At 68.7% G+C, this 18,900-nt stretch carries 17 protein-coding genes; 13 read left to right on the forward strand and 4 right to left on the reverse strand.

The window, feature by feature from the left end; translation table 11 throughout:
- The first annotated feature begins 12 nt into the window (after positions 1-12).
- The 3 genes from CRT60_RS11740 to CRT60_RS11750 are packed head-to-tail and all read left to right on the forward strand — an operon-like array spanning position 13 to position 2,797.
- Positions 13-1,290 (forward strand): DUF2325 domain-containing protein, encoded by a 1,278-nt coding sequence (locus CRT60_RS11740; RefSeq protein ID WP_098736597.1) that lies wholly within the window; start codon positions 13-15, stop codon positions 1,288-1,290.
- A 16-nt stretch (positions 1,291-1,306) separates the two neighbouring features.
- Positions 1,307-1,846, forward strand: a complete 540-nt coding sequence (locus tag CRT60_RS11745) for a DUF2478 domain-containing protein (RefSeq protein ID WP_098736996.1) — start codon at positions 1,307-1,309, stop codon at positions 1,844-1,846.
- A gap of 33 nt (positions 1,847-1,879) precedes the next feature.
- A complete protein-coding gene (locus tag CRT60_RS11750) occupies positions 1,880-2,797 on the forward strand; it encodes a LysR family transcriptional regulator (protein WP_098736598.1) in 918 nt (305 codons plus the stop codon).
- 36 nt (positions 2,798-2,833) lie between these two features.
- Here CRT60_RS11750 and CRT60_RS36170 read toward each other — a convergent pair whose 3' ends face one another.
- Positions 2,834-2,974: a hypothetical protein gene (locus CRT60_RS36170; RefSeq protein ID WP_161958025.1), complete on the reverse strand. Its 141-nt coding sequence runs from the start codon at positions 2,972-2,974 to the stop codon at positions 2,834-2,836.
- An 80-nt stretch (positions 2,975-3,054) separates the two neighbouring features.
- Between CRT60_RS36170 and CRT60_RS11755 the strand changes: the two genes are divergently transcribed.
- The 3 genes from CRT60_RS11755 (at position 3,055) to CRT60_RS11765 (ending at position 6,150) form a co-directional block, all read left to right on the forward strand.
- The gene (locus CRT60_RS11755; RefSeq protein ID WP_098736599.1) at positions 3,055-4,266 is read left to right on the forward strand and encodes an NAD-dependent formate dehydrogenase; all 1,212 of its coding nucleotides are present in this window, start codon (positions 3,055-3,057) and stop codon (positions 4,264-4,266) included.
- A 346-nt stretch (positions 4,267-4,612) separates the two neighbouring features.
- On the forward strand, positions 4,613-5,368 hold the full coding sequence (gene modA, locus CRT60_RS11760) for a molybdate ABC transporter substrate-binding protein (RefSeq protein WP_098736600.1): 756 nt from the start codon (positions 4,613-4,615) through the stop codon (positions 5,366-5,368).
- 8 nt (positions 5,369-5,376) lie between these two features.
- Positions 5,377-6,150, forward strand: a complete 774-nt coding sequence (locus tag CRT60_RS11765; RefSeq protein WP_244592429.1) for an ABC transporter permease — start codon at positions 5,377-5,379, stop codon at positions 6,148-6,150.
- A gap of 7 nt (positions 6,151-6,157) precedes the next feature.
- Here CRT60_RS11765 and CRT60_RS11770 read toward each other — a convergent pair whose 3' ends face one another.
- The 3 genes from CRT60_RS11770 to CRT60_RS11780 form a co-directional block, all read right to left on the reverse strand.
- Complete coding sequence (locus tag CRT60_RS11770; protein ID WP_244592430.1) at positions 6,158-6,382, reverse strand: Rossmann-like domain-containing protein; 225 nt, start codon at positions 6,380-6,382, stop codon at positions 6,158-6,160.
- A gap of 76 nt (positions 6,383-6,458) precedes the next feature.
- Positions 6,459-7,445: a helix-turn-helix transcriptional regulator gene (locus CRT60_RS11775; RefSeq protein ID WP_167421687.1), complete on the reverse strand. Its 987-nt coding sequence runs from the start codon at positions 7,443-7,445 to the stop codon at positions 6,459-6,461.
- 118 nt (positions 7,446-7,563) lie between these two features.
- Positions 7,564-7,950, reverse strand: a complete 387-nt coding sequence (locus CRT60_RS11780) for a hypothetical protein (RefSeq protein WP_098736602.1) — start codon at positions 7,948-7,950, stop codon at positions 7,564-7,566.
- 205 nt (positions 7,951-8,155) lie between these two features.
- Here CRT60_RS11780 and CRT60_RS11785 point away from each other — a divergent pair, with 205 nt between their 5' ends.
- The 7 genes from CRT60_RS11785 (at position 8,156) to CRT60_RS11815 (ending at position 18,900) form a co-directional block, all read left to right on the forward strand.
- The gene (locus CRT60_RS11785) at positions 8,156-9,007 is read left to right on the forward strand and encodes a nucleotidyltransferase domain-containing protein (RefSeq protein WP_098736603.1); all 852 of its coding nucleotides are present in this window, start codon (positions 8,156-8,158) and stop codon (positions 9,005-9,007) included.
- 18 nt (positions 9,008-9,025) lie between these two features.
- On the forward strand, positions 9,026-10,111 hold the full coding sequence (locus CRT60_RS11790) for an AAA family ATPase (RefSeq protein WP_098736604.1): 1,086 nt from the start codon (positions 9,026-9,028) through the stop codon (positions 10,109-10,111).
- A 7-nt stretch (positions 10,112-10,118) separates the two neighbouring features.
- Positions 10,119-11,930, forward strand: a complete 1,812-nt coding sequence (locus tag CRT60_RS11795; RefSeq protein ID WP_098736605.1) for a vWA domain-containing protein — start codon at positions 10,119-10,121, stop codon at positions 11,928-11,930.
- A 154-nt stretch (positions 11,931-12,084) separates the two neighbouring features.
- The gene (cas7g, locus tag CRT60_RS11800) at positions 12,085-13,323 is read left to right on the forward strand and encodes a type I-G CRISPR-associated RAMP protein Csb1/Cas7g (RefSeq protein WP_098736606.1); all 1,239 of its coding nucleotides are present in this window, start codon (positions 12,085-12,087) and stop codon (positions 13,321-13,323) included.
- Positions 13,320-14,807: a type I-G CRISPR-associated protein Csb2 gene (gene csb2, locus CRT60_RS11805; protein WP_098736607.1), complete on the forward strand. Its 1,488-nt coding sequence runs from the start codon at positions 13,320-13,322 to the stop codon at positions 14,805-14,807. Before cas7g ends, csb2 begins: the two co-directional genes overlap by 4 nt.
- Positions 14,804-17,881, forward strand: a complete 3,078-nt coding sequence (cas3g, locus tag CRT60_RS11810) for a type I-G CRISPR-associated helicase/endonuclease Cas3g (protein WP_098736608.1) — start codon at positions 14,804-14,806, stop codon at positions 17,879-17,881. The genes csb2 and cas3g overlap by 4 nt, the downstream gene beginning before the upstream one ends.
- On the forward strand, positions 17,878-18,900 hold the full coding sequence (locus tag CRT60_RS11815; RefSeq protein ID WP_098736609.1) for a type I-G CRISPR-associated protein, Cas3-extension family: 1,023 nt from the start codon (positions 17,878-17,880) through the stop codon (positions 18,898-18,900). The genes cas3g and CRT60_RS11815 overlap by 4 nt, the downstream gene beginning before the upstream one ends.

Below are 18,900 nucleotides of genomic sequence, written 5' to 3' on the forward strand. Positions count from 1 at the left end.
AACGGACGCACCATGGCGACGCTTCCTGCCTTGAGCCTGCCGGGACAAGGGCTGGCGCCCCTGCTGCCCACCGACAGGCCGCCACTGCCGCTGGACGCCGCCGCCTCATCCGGCCCGTCCTCCGGTTTGGTGGCCAGCCGGCGCGACCGCATCTGGGACATTCATCCGAGCCTTCACTGCTCGATCGTCGGCACCTGCCTGAGCGCGGCAGAACTGCGTCGCCTGCTCGTGAAGCTGGATGGTGCGACCGCCCGATCCCTGAGCGACCATGCTCTGCACAAACGCGGCGTCATCCTTGCGGGAAAGGGCGGCACCGAAGGGAAACTGCTGCACAAGACGCTGGACAGGCGCCATGAGGCCGCGATCCGCCGTTTCTCCCGTGCCACCACCGCCGATGCGGTGCGCGACTTGTGGCGTCGATCATTGGAGGATGGCGACATTCCCGGCGCCTATTGGGCGGTGCTGACCCACCCGGCGACCGACGACGCTCTCGTCCAGGAAGCCTTCGGCGAGGTGCATATGCTGTCGCATATGGTCGGCTCCTCCAATCGGCTGGACCTTGCCCGGCTGCGGCGGGCCGAACAGGCGCTGGGCGACCGCGACGACACCATCGCGCGCCAGCAGGCACGGTTGCAGGCGGCGGGCCGCGAGAAGGCGGAGCTGCGCGGACGGCTGGAGGTGTTGGATGCCATCTGCGCCCGCCTGTCGGCAGCCGAGGCAGACCGGACGGCACCCGATCCTGCCGGCCGGGACAGTGAAGTTGCCCTGCTTCGCCGCCGGCTGGACGATGAGAGGGCGCGATACGCCAGCCTTGCGGCCAGGATGGCCGAGACGGAGGGCGCATTGGCCGAAACCCGTGAAGCTTTCGCTGCGATGGAGAAGCATGCCGACGCCTTGCAAGCGGAACTTGCCGCGCAGGAACGGGCGATGGCCGGGCATGGTCCTTCGGAAGATGCCCCCCGCACGCTCGAAGGCTACACCCTCCTCTATGCCGGCGGGCGGCCGTCCCTGGTCAGGCAGGTGAGGTCTATGGCTGAACGACGCGGGGCTGTCCTGCTCACCCATGACGGTGGGATCGAGGACAGTCCGACCCTGCTTCCGGGATTGCTGGGCCGGGCGGACATCGCCCTGTTCCCGGTGGATTGCATCAGCCATCATGCCGCCGAACGGATCAAGGCGCTGTGCCGCGATGCCGGCAAGCCCTTCCTTCCCCTGCGCACCGCCAGCCTGGCCTGTTTCCTCGCCGCCGTGGAGCGGCTCGACCTCCTCGACATTCGTTCGCCGCGATAGGAGAGGAATGCCGCCGATGAACCCGCCGTTCACCTTCGATGACCGCTCCGACGTTGCCGCCCTGGTCTATCGTGCCGGCGAGAATCCCGACGGGGTGTTGGCAGGCTTCCTGCGCGACCTGCATGGTCAGGGGTTCGATGCCGTCGGTCTGTTGCAGCGAAGCCGGACGTCGGGCTGCGGCGATGCCGCCTTCGCCCTCTTCCCGCCGGACGATCCGCCGGATGCCCCCCGGTACGGCAGGGTCGGAGATGAGCTGGATGACCGGGCTCGTCGGCTGGTGGAATTGCTGGAGGAGCGGCCCGACATCCTCGTCCTCAACCGCTTCGGCTGGCAGGAGGCCAATGGGGCCGGCTTGCTGGACGTTCTGGCAAGGGCACTGGTCCGCGAGGTGCCGGTGGTCATCGCAGTGCCGGAGCCGCTGTTCGCACATTGGCTGGACCTGACCGGTGGGCTGTCGGTCAGGCTGCCGTGCGACCGGGCCAAGCTGGACAGCTGGTGGCGGTCGCTTTGGCAGCCGCACCCACCCGGCACCATGATCTGCGAACGAGACAAATGAACGCGGCTTCGCTGCCGCCGCCGGGAACATGCGATGCTGGTCCGACACCTGTCCTATTTCGTCACGCTGGCGCGTGAGCAGCACTTCGCGCGCGCAGCCGAAGCCTGCAACGTGGCGCAGCCGACCTTGTCGGCCGCCATCCGCAAGCTGGAGGAAGACCTCCAGGTTCCGCTTGTGGTGCGCGGCCATCGCTTTCTCGGCCTGACGCCGGAGGGGGAGACGGTGCTGGCCTGGGGCCGGCAGATCCTGTCCGATCATGACAGTCTGGTCGCCGATCTGGCCGGGCTGCGCCGGGGCCTCACCGGAACGCTGCGGCTCGGCGTCGTCCCCACCGCCATGCCGGCGGTGTCGTCGCTCAGCGCTCAATTCGCCGAAGCTCATCCGAAGGCGACGGTGGAGGTGCGGTCGATGACCTCGCGCGCGATCCAGCGGGGACTGGACAGCTTCGAGCTGGACGGCGGGCTGACCTATCTGGACAGCGATCCGTTGGAGAATGTCCGTCGCATTCCGCTCTACCGCGAACGCTACGCCTTCGTCGCGCAGTGCGGCCATCCGCTGGCCGGACGCACAGCCCTCTCCTGGGCGGAGGCGGTGGACCAGCGGCTCTGCCTGCTGCACGAGGATATGCAGAACCGGCGCATCCTCAACCGCATCGCCTCGTCGGCGGGCCTGACCATGACGGCCTCGGTGGAAAGCGACTCCTTCCTCGGCATTTTTTCGCATCTCATGCAGGGCGGCTGGTCGAGCATCGTGCCACTGGGGTTTGCCCGGCTGTTCGGCCGGCCTGCGGATCTGGTGCTGATCGATCTGATCGATCCCGCCGCCAGCCAGCTCGTCGGGCTCGTTCTGTCCAATCGCGACCCTCTGTCGCCGATGGCCCGGGCGCTGACCCTGGCGGCGGCCAAGCTGCGGTTGGAGGAGGAGTTCGCCGACATCGAAGCGACGGCTTGATCGGCGTTTCCTATTGATCGTTCAAAAACATTCATTTCACAGAACAATCAGCAGATGACACATTTTGCTCATCCCAAGCATGACGGCAAAGACGATGCCGAAGAAATCGGGATGAGGAAACGCCACGGGAAGAACGTGATTACCGGTGAAGACGCCGGGAATCCTCTTCAGCTGCAAGCGCCGTCTTCACAGGAATGCCCGGCCTTGCGCAACGAGATGGTGCTTTCTCCTTTCCTTCAACCAAGGAGAACGACGATATGGCCAAGATTGTCTGTGTTCTGTACGACGACCCCGTGACCGGTTATCCGACCTCCTACGCCCGCGACGATCTGCCGAAGATCGACGGCTATGCCGGCGGCCAGACCCTGCCGACGCCCAAGGCCATCGATTTCCAGCCCGGCACCCTGCTGGGCAGCGTCAGCGGTGAGCTTGGGCTGCGGCGCTACCTGGAAAGCCTCGGCCACGAGCTGGTCGTCACCTCCGACAAGGACGGCCCGGACAGCCGTCTGGAGAAGGAGCTGGCCGACGCCGAGATCGTCATCTCGCAGCCCTTCTGGCCGGCCTACCTGACCGCCGAGCGCATCGCCAAGGCGCCCAAGCTGAAGCTGGCGCTGACCGCCGGCATCGGCTCCGACCATGTCGATCTCCAGGCGGCGATGGACCGCGGCGTCACCGTGGCCGAGGTCACCTACTGCAACTCGATCAGCGTCGCCGAGCATGTGGTGATGATGATCCTCGGGCTGGTGCGCAATTACCTGCCCTCCCACGACTGGGTGCGCAAGGGCGGCTGGAACATCGCCGACTGCGTGGCGCGCTCCTATGACGTCGAGGGCATGCATGTCGGCACGGTCGCCGCCGGCCGCATCGGTCTGGCCGTTCTGCGCCGCCTGAAGCCGTTCGACATGCACCTGCACTACACCGACCGCCACCGGCTGCCGGAATCGGTGGAGGCCGAGCTGAACCTGACCTGGCACGCGACGCGCGAGGAGATGTTCGAGGTCTGCGACGTCGTCACGCTCAACTGCCCGCTGCATCCCGAGACGGAGCACATGATCAACGAGGAGACGCTGAAGCGGTTCAAGCGCGGCGCCTATCTGGTCAACACCGCGCGCGGCAAGCTGTGCGACCGCGACGCCATCGCCCGCGCGCTGGAGAGCGGCCGGCTCGCCGGCTATGCCGGCGACGTGTGGTTCCCGCAGCCGGCACCGCAGGATCATCCCTGGCGGACGATGCCGCACCACGGCATGACCCCGCACATCTCCGGCACCTCGCTCTCGGCACAGACCCGCTACGCTGCAGGCACCCGTGAGATCCTGGAATGCTGGTTCGAGGGCCGGCCGATCCGCGACGAGTATCTGATCGTCGATGGCGGCAGGCTGGCCGGGGTCGGCGCCCACTCCTACAGCGCCGGCAACGCCACCGGCGGGTCGGAGGAGGCCGAGCGGTTCAAGGCGGCGGTGCCCGCGTGATCCGGTCCCGCTGAACGACAGGGCCGCTCGTCGGGCGGTGCCGGCATCGGATGTCCTCCCCCGCTGCCGACACCGCCCCGCCCCTGCCCCCGGCCCTGTCGGCGTCGCCCTCGACCGGCTGGCCGGCTGGCCGGCGATGGATACGGTGCGCAGGAACCGGTCAGGCGGTGGTCGGGTGCGGAACATCGAAGCCACGATGCAGCCGGCGGCGACCGGCCGAGGATGCCAGCGCTGTCGACGCGGCAATGTCCATTCACATATTGCGGTCTTGACCCGGCATCGGAAATATCGGATTGGATATAACGATGCTGGTCGCCGATGCGATTGCGATGAAGGGACGTTTCCGATGCGCCTGAAAACCCTGGTCCTTGCGTTCGGCCTCCTCGCCGTCCAGGCTGCCGCCGTCTCGGCGCAGGAACTGTACGCCTATGTCGGAGCCGGACTGCGGCCTCCGGTGGACGCCCTGATCGCGGCGTTCCAGAAGGACACCGGCATCGTCGTGCGCGCCGAGTACGGCGGTTCCGGCCAGTTGCTGGCCCGCTTCGCCGAAACGCGGAAGGGTGATCTTTTCATTCCCGGCACCACCTTCTACACCGACAAGCTGAAGGAGCAGGACGCCGTCGCCGACCTGCAGGTTCTGGTGGTGCATGGCCCGGTTCTCGCCGTGGCGCCGGCCAGGGCGGACGCCATCCGCAGCGTCGCCGACCTTGCCAAGCCCGGTGTGCGTCTCGGCCTCGGCGACCCGCAGGCGATGGCGCTGGGGCGCACGGCCGAGGAGATCCTCGACAAGTCCGGCCAAGGCGAGGCGATCCGCAAGAACGTCACCGTCCGCGCGGCGACGGTGAAGCAGTTGGCCCTCTATGTGCTGGACGGCAATGTGGACGCCGCCATCATCGGCGCCGCCGACGTGGCGCAGAATCCCGGCGAGCTCACCGTTCTGGCGATTCCGCCGTCCTGGTATCAGGCGGAATACGCCCCGGTCGCCGTCCTGAAGACCAGCGCCGCGCCGGACGCCGCCCGGCGCTTCGCCGTCTTCCTGGCGTCGGACGCCGGGCTGGCCGTTTTGCAGAGCTTCGGGTTCCCGCCGGCACCAAAACCATAAGGCGCCGCGTGACGCGCTTCGAACGTCTGCTCGTCCTGCCGCTCGCGCTCATCGCCCTGATGATCGTCGGCGTGCTTGGTGCGCTGGCTCTGCGGCTGCGGCCGGGGGAACTGGCCGCCGCCGTCACGGCGCCGGAAACGCTGTTCGCCCTGCGCCTGTCGCTGTTGACCTCGGCAGCGGCGCTGGCCATCGCGCTGCTGCTCGGGCTGCCCGCCGCCTATCTGATGGCGCGGCGGCGCTTTCCCGGACGGGCACTGCTCGACACCCTGCTCGACGTGCCCCTGGTCATGCCGCCGCTGGTGGCCGGGCTGGGGCTGTTGTTCCTGTTCGGACGGCCGATGCTGGGCGGACCGCTCGCCACGCTCGGGATCGAACTGCTGTTCTCGCCGGCGGGCGTGGTGCTGGCCTTGGCCTTCATCGCCACCACCGTCGTCCTGCGCAGCGCGGCGGCGGCCTTCCGGGCAGTGGATCCCGGCTATGGTGCCGCCGCGCGGACGCTGGGTGCCGGCGCATGGGAAGTGTTCTGGCAGATCGACCTGCCCCTTGCCGGGCGCGGCATCGCGGCGGGAGCCGTGCTGGCCTGGGCACGGGCGCTGGGCGAGTTCGGCGCCACGCTGATGGTGGCGGGAGCGACCCGCTTCCACACGGAAACCCTGCCGATGGCGGTCTTCCTCAACATCGCGACCGGCGAGACCGGTGTCGCCATCGCTTGCGCGCTGATCCTGCTGGCCGTCGCTCTGCTGATGCTCCTGGCGATGCGCGGACTGGCCCGGCGGGAGTGAGCGTGGCTCACCGGATCGCATCGTCACCGCCGTCCCGCCGCCGGTGGACGATCCGCCCGAACGGCGCGAAGGCCCAAGCCTTCGCTCCACGAGCGACGGCCTGGGCCAGCCCGTTCGCATCGGTCACGACGAAGCCCGCCAGCGCGTCGATGCCATAGGCGTGCAGGCGCGGCGACAACGGCGCCACCGGGCCGGCCAGCGCCACGCGGGCGGTCGAGCTCCGCCTGGGCAAGATACGCCGATGCCTTGCGTAGGATCTCGTTCGCTTGGCGCGGTTCAGTTGATCGGAGAACGGATCCACCGTCTTGTCATGGCAAGGCCGGCCAAGCCCGTCTTTGACCGTTCACCAGCTCCGCCAGTCGCGCCGGTTCGAGAACCTCAACCTTGTCGCCCCAGATGCAGAGATGCCAAGCCATCTCCAGATCGCCGCCGGCACGGAAGCGCACAATCAGGGAGCCATCCTCCTGCCGTTCAAGCGTCTGGGTCGGATGGAACACGAAGTCGGCGGCGACATCGGCGGCGTCGGCAGCGAACCGCCACACGACATCGAACGGCTCCTCCTGGAACAGCCCGAAGGAGCGGGCTGCGAAACCCTGTAGATTGAAGGCGGAATCCCGAGCAAAGCTGTCCGTCAGCAAATCCACCGTTTCGATGCCGGGCAAGCTGAAAAGGACGAATTTCTCCGCCTTCGGGTGCTCATGCCAAGCCACCAGATAATGCCGGTGGCCATGCAGGAAGCCATAGGGATGAACGATCCGTTCGTTCATCTGCCGGGTCTTCCGGTTGCGGTAGCCGATGCGCACCTTGCGGCAGGATTTGATCGCCTCGCGGAGGATTGTGACGACTCCCATCGCGATGCGTGGCCGCGGGCCGGGACGCATCGCCAGCCCTTCGGATTCGAGCAGCGCGTCAAGATCGGGCTCGACCCGGCGAACGGCGTCCGGACGCATCATGGCCTTCAGCTTCGCCATCAGTCCGGTCAGTTCGTCGGCCTCGACGGCGCGATTTTGTTGCCGCATCAGACGGACGCCCGACTCCAGCGCCGCAAGCTCCTCGACGCTGATGTCTATCAGGCCGCTCACCGTGCTTTTGGGAAGCCGCCACCGTTTGGAACGGTCATCAGCCGCCATCTCCTCAACCTGCGGAAAGACACTGGCGACGGCATCCCTCATCCGCATCGCGGTGCGGCGGCCAACGCCGAACCGCTCCTCGATGTCGGCCAGCGACATGCCCTGCCGATTGGCTTGCATCTCAAGCGCAAGCTGAAACAGATTCTGAGCCTTTTCGTGTCTCATGCTCTCATGGTTCCATGAGAAGATAGGTATGGAACAACCAAACACTCCAAAACATCACGAGAGCCGGAGGCTTATAAACCGAAGATTGCCGCCAACATTCCACACAACCGCTGAACGGTCAATCGACGACGGTGACAATGACATTGTCCTTCACCACAAGACTGAGTCCGTCGACCGTAACGCGGGTTGCCCCGGCGCGGATCGCGTTCCTCACCTCCTGGCTGAGCAGGGTCCGCTCCAATGCCTTGACGTCGATCCCCAAAACCCTTTCCACATAGCGCAGCAGAGCATGGCTGCTGACCGCAGGCTCCTTGGCCGCCCGTTGACGCGATGCAAGCGCCTGACGCGCGACATGCAAATCCCGAAGCAGGGATTCGCGGTCCCGCTTCGCCTCCTCAAGGGTGCGTTCGACCCGTTCGGCCTGTGCCGTCAGACGGCAGATCATATCCTCCAGTTCCGAACAGGTCCGGTCGGCATGCGCCTTCGCCATCGCGTCCACCATCATGCATCATCGTCACCGCCATGATGACGGCAACCATGGACAGAATCGGTCACCCTTGACCATCGGCATAATTGCATCCGATATCGGATTGGTTTATCCGCCTCCACACGCCACCCGTCCGTGTATCTCGCAAGGGGACCTGACCGAATCAGACACCTCGACGCGGTAGACGTGCCATCGGATCGTTTCCAGCCCGCAGAGTCTATCCATGACTTTTGACCGCATCCCCGCCACCGTCCGCCAGCGCATCGGCGCCAAGCTCGACCGGATCGAACGGGACAACGGCGTTCGCATCCTGCTGGCGGTCGAATCGGGCAGCCGCGCCTGGGGTTTCGCCTCCCCCGACAGCGACTATGACGTGCGTTTTCTGTATGTCCGGCCGCTCGACCGCTATCTGACCCTGACGAGGGAACGGGACGTCATCGAACTGCCCATCGAGGACGATCTCGACATCAACGGCTGGGACATCGCCAAGGCGCTCACCCTGCTGGGCAAGGCGAATCCGGTCCTGTTCGAATGGCTGTCCTCCCCAATCCGCTACCGCGCGGACGAAGACTCCGTTCGGCTGGTGCAGGCGTTCGCCGGCCGGGTCGCCCATCGGACGGCGGCGATCCACCATTACCGGAGTCTGGCCGCCGGCAACCTCAGGCGTCACATCGACGGCCGGGACCGGGGCCGGCTGAAGAAGTACTTCTATGCCGTTCGCCCGGCCTGCGCATTGGCCTGGCTGCGCACACGGCCGGAAGACCCGCTGCCGATGGCGCTTGGCGCGCTGATGGACGGTCTGGCCCTCACGCCAGAGATTCGCGAGGCCATCGACGGCTTGCTGGCGCGCAAGCAGCAATTGTCCGAGTTGGGCGAAGGCCCGCGGATCGGCGTGCTCGACGCCTTCATCGCCGACGAGATCGCGGCGGCGGTCATCCCCGGCCCGACACCCACCGAAAAGGCGGCCCTCGCCGCCGAAGCCGACCGGCTGTTCCGCTGTCTGGTGCGCGGTCCCTTAGAAAAAGACTCCCACCCGCAAGAGCCGGCGGACAGCACCGACCATCCCGTTTTCTGATCCGGAACCTTCATATCCATGTCCATCCCATCGCCGGGGGTTTCCCCGGGCTCGCCCATCGCCCTGACCCCAGCCACCCTGCCCGAGTTCCTGCTGGCCGTCGCCCCGGTGCGCCCGGTCTATATCAAGGGGCCGCCGGGCATCGGAAAATCCAGTCTGGTCACCGACTTCGCCGCCGCCGTCGGGCTGGATTGCGTCACCCTGCTCGGCAGCCAAATGCTGCCCGAGGATCTGCTGGGCGTTCCCCGCATCGAAGACGGGCGCACCCGCTTCTGTCCGCCGGCCCGCATCGCGCGAGACACCCCCTATTGCCTGTTCCTGGACGAATTGCCCAACGCCTCCAAGGAGGTGCAGAAGGCGCTCTATCCATTGGTGTTCGAGAAGCGGATCGACGATTACGTGCTGCCCGCCGGGTCGGTGGTGATCGCCGCCGGCAACCGGGCCGAGGACGCCGCCTTCGTCAACCCGCTGTCCAGCGCCCTGCTGAACCGGCTGGTCGTCGTCGAGCTGCGGGTGTCGGCGCGTGAGTGGCTGGACTGGGCGCGACGCAATGCCGTGCACGAGCAGGTCATCCGCTATGTCGAGGCCCGCCCCGACCATCTGTGGAGCCGGCCGCCGCGCAGCGAGGAGCCCTTCTCCACCCCGCGATCCTGGCACGCGCTGTCCGACGCCATGGCCGCCTTCGGCGACGCCCTGACCGACGAATGGGTCGGCGTTCTCGCCGCCGGCTGCCTGTCGCCCGCCCATGCCATCCAGTTCCGCGCCTTCCTGCGCCAGTCGCGGCTGCGCTATGACGTCGCCAAGCTGCTGAAGGGCGACATCCGCTGGCCCGACGCGCCCGGCGACCGCGACATCCTCTATTTCCTGTCCCAGTCCTTCCGCGCCCATCTGGTCAAGGAACTGCCGGCCGAGCCGGCGAACATCAAGCCGCCGCACCGCGAACTCGCCCACGCCGCCAAGGCCCTGCTGCGCAGCCTCGCCGCCATCAGCCTGGAGATCGCCCAGGGCGTCGTCGCCGCCGACGAGGATGACCGCGGCATTCCCGGCTGGTTCCTGGCCGAAGTGGTGCGCGACCTGCCGCGGCTCGCCGCACAGGCCCGGTGAGGCGGCGATGGGCAAGCGCCGTGGCGCCGACAAGGCCGTCTCCGATCCCGCGACACTCGCCTTCCAGGAGGGTGTCGCCCTGCTGGCCGCGCATCCGCTGACCGCGCCTCTGCTGCACATGGCCCATGTCATCCGCAGCAAGGACCGGCCCTGGCCCTATGGCTCCGCCGCATGGTGCGTCGTCACCCCGGCGGGCGACATCGTCTGCAACCCGACACGGCGCGGCAGCCCGCAGGATTGGGGGCGGGCGGTGGCGCATGCCCTGCTGCATCTCGGCATGGAGCATTTCCAGGAGAAGGCGAATCCCCGGCTGTGGAACGCCGCCTGCGACGTGGTGGTCCGCCGCCTGCTCGATGGCTTCGGGATTTGGTCCGATGCCGGTGGCACGCCTGTCGATTTGACCCTGATCCCCGATGCCGGCGAGGCGGAGCTTTACGACTGGATGGTCGCCGAGGGCTGCCCCGACGGCGTGTGGGCGCTCGGCACCGCCGGGCCGCATCCGGACATGGTCGATGCGCCGGTGGAGCGCTGGCGCGCCAAGATCCGCTGGGCCGACCTGTTCGTCGACGGCATGCGGGAGGCGGTCCAGCGCGCGGTGGCGGTGGCCGGCGGACGCATCCTGCAACTGGACGCCAAGACCGAGCGGGTCAGCACCGCCGAGGAGGCCCGGCGCTGGTTCATCGACCGTTTCCCGCTGCTGGGCGCCATCGCCGCCGCCTTCCGCATCGTCGAGGATCCGGTGGCCTGCCGCTCGCTCGACGTGTCGGTCGCCGCCATCAGCGACATGGCCGGCGAGATCTATGTGAATCCCGCCCATGGGCTGTCCCCCGAAGAGCTGCGCTTCGTCATGGCGCATGAGCTGCTGCATGCGGCCCTGCGCCATCTGGCGCGGCGGCGCGGGCGCGATGCCTTCCTGTGGAACGTCGCCTGCGATTACGTCGTGAACGGCTGGCTGCTGGAAATGGCGGTCGGCGCGATGCCCGCCGGCCTGCTGTACGATCCGCAACTGCAGGGAATGTCGGCCGAGACCGTCTATGACCGGCTGTGCGGCGACCTGCGGCGGGCGCGCAAGCTCGCCACCCTGCGCGGCGCCGGCCTGTGCGACATGCTGGAGGAGCGCCGGAGCGGGCAGCCGCCCGGCTCCGGCGACTGGACCGACCTCGACGCCTTCTACCGCCGCGCGCTGATGGACGGGCTGGAGCTGCATCGCGAGCGCGGACGCGGCACCATCCCCGCCGGCCTGATCGAGGAGATCCGGGCACTGGCCCATCCCCCGCTGGAGTGGGACGTCGAGCTTGCCCGCTGGTTCGACGAGCGCTTCTCCCCCATCGAGACGGTGCGCAGCTTCGCCCGGCCCAGCCGCCGGCAGGCCGGCACCCCAGACATCCCGCGCCCCAGCCGGCGGCCGGCCTTCGGTACGGTGGAGGACCGCACCTTCGGCGTCCTGCTCGACAGTTCGGGATCGATGGACCGCATCCTGCTGGGCAAGGCGCTGGGCGCCATCGCCAGCTATGCCACGGCCAAGGACGTGCGCCATGTCCGGGTGGTGTTCTGCGACGCCGCCGCCTACGACCAGGGCTATCTCGACGTGGTTGAGATCGCCAGCCGCCTGACGGTGCGCGGACGCGGCGGCACCGTGCTGCAACCCGGCATCGACCTGCTGGAGGAGGCCGAGGATTTCCCCAAGGACGCCCCGCTGCTGGTCATCACCGACGGGGAATGCGACAGGCTGACCATCCGCCGCGACCACGCCCTGCTGATCCCGGCCGGCAGACCCCTGCCCTTCGCGCCGCGGGGGCCAGTGTTCAGGGTGCGGTAGCTTTTCAGCTTATGAGTTCTCCCTTATGACTGTTCAATGCGCTTTTACCCAATCTTTTTTGAGGTGACCGCTTCAGTTAGAGCAACCTATTATAATGCTACCCACCTAAACACTCCTGCTTCACGGGAGTGAATCGAAGCCTGAGGGAACGCTTATGGACATCGCCGAACTCACGCGCATGGTCGCGGAGAATGCCGCCCTGCGCCGTCGTCAGACCCTTCAGCCGGTCGGCGGCAAGAATGATAAAATCTTCCCACCGACCTACCCCGGCGAAGGCCGCAGTCCGCAGCCGACCCATGTCTATGAACGGCGCCGCATCGGGAGCGACGACATCGTCTGCGTGCTGGTCGACAGCCCGCAATCCCAGGCCAACCGGCTGGAGGAATCCCTGCTCGCCGCCCACCGCGACGGGGTGGTCTGCATCCCCCATGTTGTGGTCGATTTCAAAGAGTTCGATCTGGCCGGCCTGTCGGAACTGACCTCACTCGACGCGCCGCACCGCGTCTATGACGCCATCCTGCGCGACAGCCTGCTGGGCAACGAGCCCTTCATGGACAGCGCGCTCGGCAAGCGGCTCGCCAAGGCGAAGGCGGAGGATGCCCGCGCGCTTCTGGAAACCTCGCCCAACGCGCTGTTGTTCGGCGCCTGGCATTCCACCGGCGAGGGCGGCGGGCTGGGGGCCAAGTTCGCCCGCTGTCTGGTGTCGGAGATCGTCGCCATCGGCGTGCCGGTCGAAGGGGTGAAGAACCAGAAGACCGGCGAGATGGAGCCTCGCACCGCCGGACGCCGCACCGGCAGCCGCATCGACCCGCTGGGCGTACTGCGCAAGGTCGAGGTGTTCAAGGGGCCGGCCGGCTGGGACATCACCGCCGACGGCGCCGGCAAGAAGTCGAAGAAGGTCCGCCCCTCCGAGATCAACCACGGCAACATCGCCCCGTCGATCGACGCCCTCGGCATCACCTGCGACCACCTCGAACACACGGTGGTGATCAGTTTCGCCGCCCTGCGGCGGCTGCGCTTCGGCGCGCCGGAACGGGACGCCGCAGGGCGGGCGCTGCTGGCCGCCCTCGGCCTGCTCGCCATCGTCGAACAGGATGCCCAGGGTTATGCGCTGCGCTCGCGCTGCGATCTGGTCTGCGACGGCCGGGCGCCGCTGGAGCTGGTCCATCCCGACGGCACCACCACCGCCATCGACATCGACCGCGCGGGCGCCCGCGCGCTTTACCGCGACGCCGTGGCGGCGGCGATCAAGGCAGGCTTCGCCCTGCCCGACGAGCCGATCCGGCTGGTTCCGCAGGACAAGCTGGTCGCCATCGTCCGCCGCAGCCAGGAACTCGCCTTGGAAGGCAAGGGCGGCGAGGAGGACGGCGAGGGCGATGGGGCCGGGTCATGACGACCGCCTCACCCTCCAAGACCCTGGTGCTGGAGATCGACTATCTGCTGGGCGTCGCCTTCGCGACAAGCGGCCCCCACGCCGACCAGCCGGACTGGCCGCCCCAGCCGCCGCGCGTCTTCTCCGCCCTGGTCGCCTCCTGGGCGGCGCGCGGCCAGCGCCCGGAGGAAGCCGCGGCCTTGAAATGGCTGGAGGAACAGCGGACGCCGCGCATCGTCGCGTCCGGCCACGTCGCACGCTCCGCCCCCGTCCGCTTCGTTCCGCCCAACGACGCGCAAAGCGGGCGCTCCGGCGACAAGGCAGTGCTGCCGTCGCTGCGCGCCCGCCAGCCGCGCCGCTTTCCGGCCACCCGCCCCTTCGACTCAAAGGTGCGCCTGCACTGGCCCGACACCGCCCCGGACGACCGGACGATGGCGGCGCTGGAGGCTCTGGCCGCCGACACCGCCTATGTCGGCCATTCGACCAGCCTGACCCGCTGCCGTTTCCTGCGTGAGGAGGGGGCTGCGCCGGAAAACGCCCGCTGGCCGACGAGCACGATCTATCGCGGACGGTTCGACGAGCTGCGTCGCGCCTATGACGCGAACCGACGGCCCGGCCCCGGCAATCCGTTCAAGCCGCCGGCGGTTCAGCGCAAGGAGACGGCCGGCGTCTTCGCCGACCGCTGGCTGCTGCTGGAGCATGTGGTTTCCAAGCAGGGCGGTGCCGAGATGCCCGACCTGCGGGCCGCCGCCCTGGTCGCCAAGAAAATCCACAAGACCCTGCTCAGCGGCTACGACAAGAGCGGCCTGCACGATGCCATCCCCGAGATGGTCAGCGGCCATCAGCCCGACCGCAAGCCGTCCCGCGCGCCGCACATCGCCATCGTGCCGATGAGCTTCACCGGCTTTCCCCATGCCGACGGCCACGCGCTCGGCTTCGCGGTCATTCCGCCGCGCGGCAGCGACCTGTTCGACGATCCCGATTTCCTGAAGGCGCTGCGGATGGTGGCGCCGAAGGAGGAGGACAGCGAACGCCGGCTTATGCACCTGGACGGCTTCGGCCTGACCTTCGCCCCGGCCTTCGACCCGCCGGACAAGCGCCGCTCGCTCGACCCCGCGCTTTACACCGCGGAGGCGACGACCTTCGCCACCGTGACCCCGATCGTCCTCGACCGCCATCTGAAGGAACGGGGAGAGGCCCGGCAGATCGAAATCGCCGACCAGATCGCCACTGCCTGCCGCAACGCCGGACTGCCGGAACCGGGGCGGGATGACATCGTGCCCGACAAGCATTCCGCCCTGGAAGGCGCGCCGTCGGCCTACCCGTCCGGCAACGCCCCGGCCTGGATGCGCTGGAAGCTGCCCGGCGCGCTCGCCAGCCGCCAGCTGACCCATGCGGTGATCCGCTTTCCCGAGCCGGTGCGGGGGCCGGTGCTGCTCGGCGCCGGCCGCTTCCTCGGTCTCGGCCTGTGCCGCCCGTTGGACAGCACGGAGGAGCGGTCATGACGTCTCTCACCGCCGACCACTTCACCGCCTTCTTCACCGAGATCCACGGCCATCCACCATTTCCCTGGCAGCAGCGCCTCGCAACCCAGGTGGCGGCGGACGGCGAATGGCCCGACCAACTCGCCCTGCCCACCGGATTCGGCAAGACGGCGGCCATCGACATCGCCGTCTTCCATCTGGCGCTGGAGTCCGACCGGCTGTCACAACGGCGGGCGCCGATGCGCATCGCCTTCGTCGTCGACCGCCGTCTGGTGGTGGACGACGCCTTCGAGCGGGCGGATAAAATCAGAAAGGCCCTGATCGAACCGAAGGGCCCCATCACCACCCTGGTCGCCGAACGGCTACGCCGGCTGACCGACGAACCGGACGCGCCGCCGCTGGTCGTCCAGCGCCTGCGCGGCGGCATCCCGCGCGAGGATGGCTGGGCGCGCAGCCCGGCCCAGCCGACCATCCTGTGTTCCACCGTCGATCAGGTCGGCTCGCGTCTGCTGTTCCGCGGCTATGGCGTGTCCGACGCGGCCAAGCCGATTCATGCCGGGCTGATCGGCGCCGATTGCCTGATCCTGCTTGACGAGGCCCATCTGGCCGAGCCGTTCCGCCAGACACTCCGCCGCATCGCACAGCACAAGGGCGGTGGCCCCGAGGCGGCCTCCGCCCCCTGGCGGGTGGCCCTGCTGTCGGCCACGCCACGCCCGGAGGAAGGAGCGACGCTGTTCAAGCCGGATTCGGCGGATGCGGACAACCCGATCCTCGCCGCCCGCCAAACCGCCGCCAAGCCGGTGCGCCTGATCGCTCCGCCCAAGGGCAAGGCGGACGCCGCCGCCGAGGAGGAGGACGGCGCGAAGGCGGACGCCGCCGCCGAAAGGCAGCGTGTCGGCGCCCTCGCCGAAGCGGTGACGGCCGCCATCGCCGACTTGCGCGCGCAAGGTATCGACCGTCCGGCGGTGGCCGTCGTGGTCAACCGCATCGTCCGCGCCCGCCAGCTGTTCGAGCGGCTGAAGGCGGAGCCCGGCGTCGACGCCGAGCCGATCCTGATGATCGGCCCGACCCGCGCCCCGGATCGCGAGAAGGCGGTCGAAGAGCTTGCTCCGCTGCGCACCCGTCTTTGGACGGAGGGCGAGACACGGCCGCTGGAACGCACGACCATCGTCGTCGCCACCCAGTGCCTTGAGGCCGGCGCCGACCTCGATTTCGACGGGCTGATCAGCGAGGCGGCACCGCTAGACGCGCTGCGCCAGCGCTTCGGCCGGCTGAACCGGGCCGGGCGGCCCTTCGCCGCGCATGGCGCGGTGGTCGCCGGAAAGCCGGAACTGTCGACGCGCCATGACGATCCCGTCTATGGCCGCTCGATCAAGGCGGCCTGGGACTGGCTCTGCGAACGGGCAGCCGTCGGTGGCACCGTCGATTTCGGGCCGGCGGCCTTCGACGCGCTGGTGAAGGAGGCTCCGCCCGTGGAAAGCCCCTCGCCCTATTCGCCGCATGCCGACGCGCCGGTGCTGATGCCGGCCCATCTCGATCTGTTGAGCCAGACCGCACCGGTGCCGGCCTGCGATCCCGAGGTCGCCCTCTATCTGCACGGCCCCCGCCGCCAGCCCGACGCGGTGTCGGTGATCTGGCGGGCCGATGTCGAGCCGGATCGTCCCGACGCCGACCTGCGCCGCCTGCTGCTGCTGGTACCGCCCCGCTCCGGCGAAGCGGTGGAACTGCCGGTGTGGACGGTGCGCCGCTGGCTGACCAACCGGGTATGGGAAACCGCCGCGCTGGCCGATCTTCCCGCCACGGAACCGGACGAGTCCGCTTCCCATCGGTCGAAAGCCCCGGCGAAGCGGGTCTTCCGCTGGTCGGGGGACGACGAGCGGTCCGGCTGGATCGAGCCGGCGGCTCTGCGCCCCGGCGATACCATCGTCGTCCCCGCCGGCCATGGCGGCCTGGACCTCTTCGGCTGGAATCCCGAGGCCGCCGGCCCCGTTCGGGATGTCGCCGCCGATGTGGCGGAGCCGTTCGCCGGGCGCCGCTTCAACGTGCGCGTCGCCCCCGGCCTGCTGCTGCCCCACCTGGAAGGTCTCCTCGACAAGGAGGAGCGCCGGCAGCTGGAGGCGGATGTCGCTGCCCGCCTGCGTCAGGCGCTGGCGGACACCGGCAGCGTCACCGACTGGGTACGGGTGCGGGAAACCCTCCTTGCGCTCGGCCTGCCTGACGAATTGGAAAAGGCGCTGAACCGGCTCGACCATGCCAAAGGCCGCCATCGGCGGGTGGAGATGCACCGCGACCTGTATGGCGATCAGGGCGAACAGCCGCGCGGCATCGTCTTCGTCGCGCCGCTGGGCCTGAGGGATGCGACAGCCGAAGAGGATGCCGCCGCCGGTGGATCGACCGACGACGACATCGCCGGATCGCTGACCGGTTATGCCCAGCCCCTGCTCGAACACAGCGGAGAGGTGGAGGCGATGACCACCCGCTTCGCCCATGCCGCCGGGCTGCCGCAGGAGCGCGTCGCGGACCTCGCCATCGCCGGCTATCTGCACGATCTTGGCAAGATCGAGCCGCGGTTCCAACGCTGGCTGGCCGGCGACCCGCTGGCCGATCCCGACCGCGTCCTTGCGAAATCCGGCCGGAAACTGCCGCGCGACGCCCGCGAGCGGGCCGGTCTGCCACGCCACTGGCGACATGAAGCCCTTTCGGTGCGGCTCGCACGGGAAACGCCCCGGCTGGAGGAAGCGAAGGACCCTCAGCTCGTCCTCTGGCTGGTCGGCACCCACCACGGTCACGGCCGCCCGCTGTTCCCGCACAGCGACGGGAAGGACGCCGAGGAGCGGGCAAATCTGCCGGCGGTTCTCGGCAACCCGACCGAACTGGCTCCGGGCTGTGGCCCGCAATCGCTGGGCTTCGATCTGGACGGGCTGGACTGGCCCGGCCTGTTCGAGCGGCTGAAGGCGACATACGGCCTGTGGGAGCTGGCCCGGATGGAAGCCATCCTGCGGCTCGCCGATCAGCGAGCCTCGGCGGCGGCGGCGAAACGGCGGGGCGGCGAGGCCGGCAAGACGGCCGACAAGACCGAAGGAGACGCGGCATGACCATGCCCCGACAGGATCCCGCCACCACCCACCGGCTGGACGGGCTGGAACCGGACAATCTGCTGGCCTTCCTGGCCCTGCTCGGCCTGCTGCGCGCACTTGAGGCCGCCGACCGGGCGCGGGAGACGACGGACCGCCTGCACCCCCGCGCGTCCTGGAGCCTGGACGAACCGCCGTTGCGCCCGAGGTTGCATCTGGCCCGCCCGTTCACGCCGGAGGAGGTGGCGGGTGAGGCAGCGCGGGGGATCGACCTGCTGACCGAGGCCCATGACTTCGGCAAACGGAAGGATTTGAACTACACCCGGCGGGAGGCCCGCGACCTGCTCGAGCAGGCGGCCGATGCCGGAGCGGATCGCGCGACCCTGCTGGCAGCCCTGATGACCGACGCCGCCATAAAGGACGAGGACAAGCCGGACACGGCCGCCATCGACCCGACGCCGCTGTGCCTGCTGTTCGGCCAGGGGCATCAGCATTTCCTCGAACGGTTGGCCCGCGTGCCAACCGAACCGGCGCCACCGCCACGGGGACGCGGTAAGAAGGCCGTCACCCTGTCGGCGGCGGACTGTCTGGCCGAGGCGCTGTTCGCGCCCTGGCACCGCGACGATCCCACCTCCTCCTTCCGCTGGGATCCGGAGGAGGATGTCCGCTACGCCCTGATGGCCGGCAACCCCACCGACCCGGCTTACAAGCTCGGCACCCAGCATGGGGCGAACCGGCTGGCGGCGGTCGGTCTGACGGCACTGACGCTGGCACCGGAAACGCGCGCCGGGCGGGTGCGCCCCACCCTGCCCGGCGGCGCCTGGAACAAGGATGGCTTCTCCTTCGCGTGGCCGGTCTGGCGCGATCCGGCGAGCCTGTCGGCGATCCGCTCCCTGCTCGGCCATCCCAAGCTGCGGGAGCCGGGCGGTTTGTCCCATCTCGGCGTCGAGCATGTCTTCGCCGCCCGGCGCATCTCGGTCGGCAAATTCATGAACTTCACCCGTGCCCAGCCGATCGAAGCGCCGGACACGCCATCCTGA

The organism is Azospirillum palustre, from assembly GCF_002573965.1.
In the GTDB taxonomy this organism is placed as follows: domain Bacteria; phylum Pseudomonadota; class Alphaproteobacteria; order Azospirillales; family Azospirillaceae; genus Azospirillum; species Azospirillum palustre.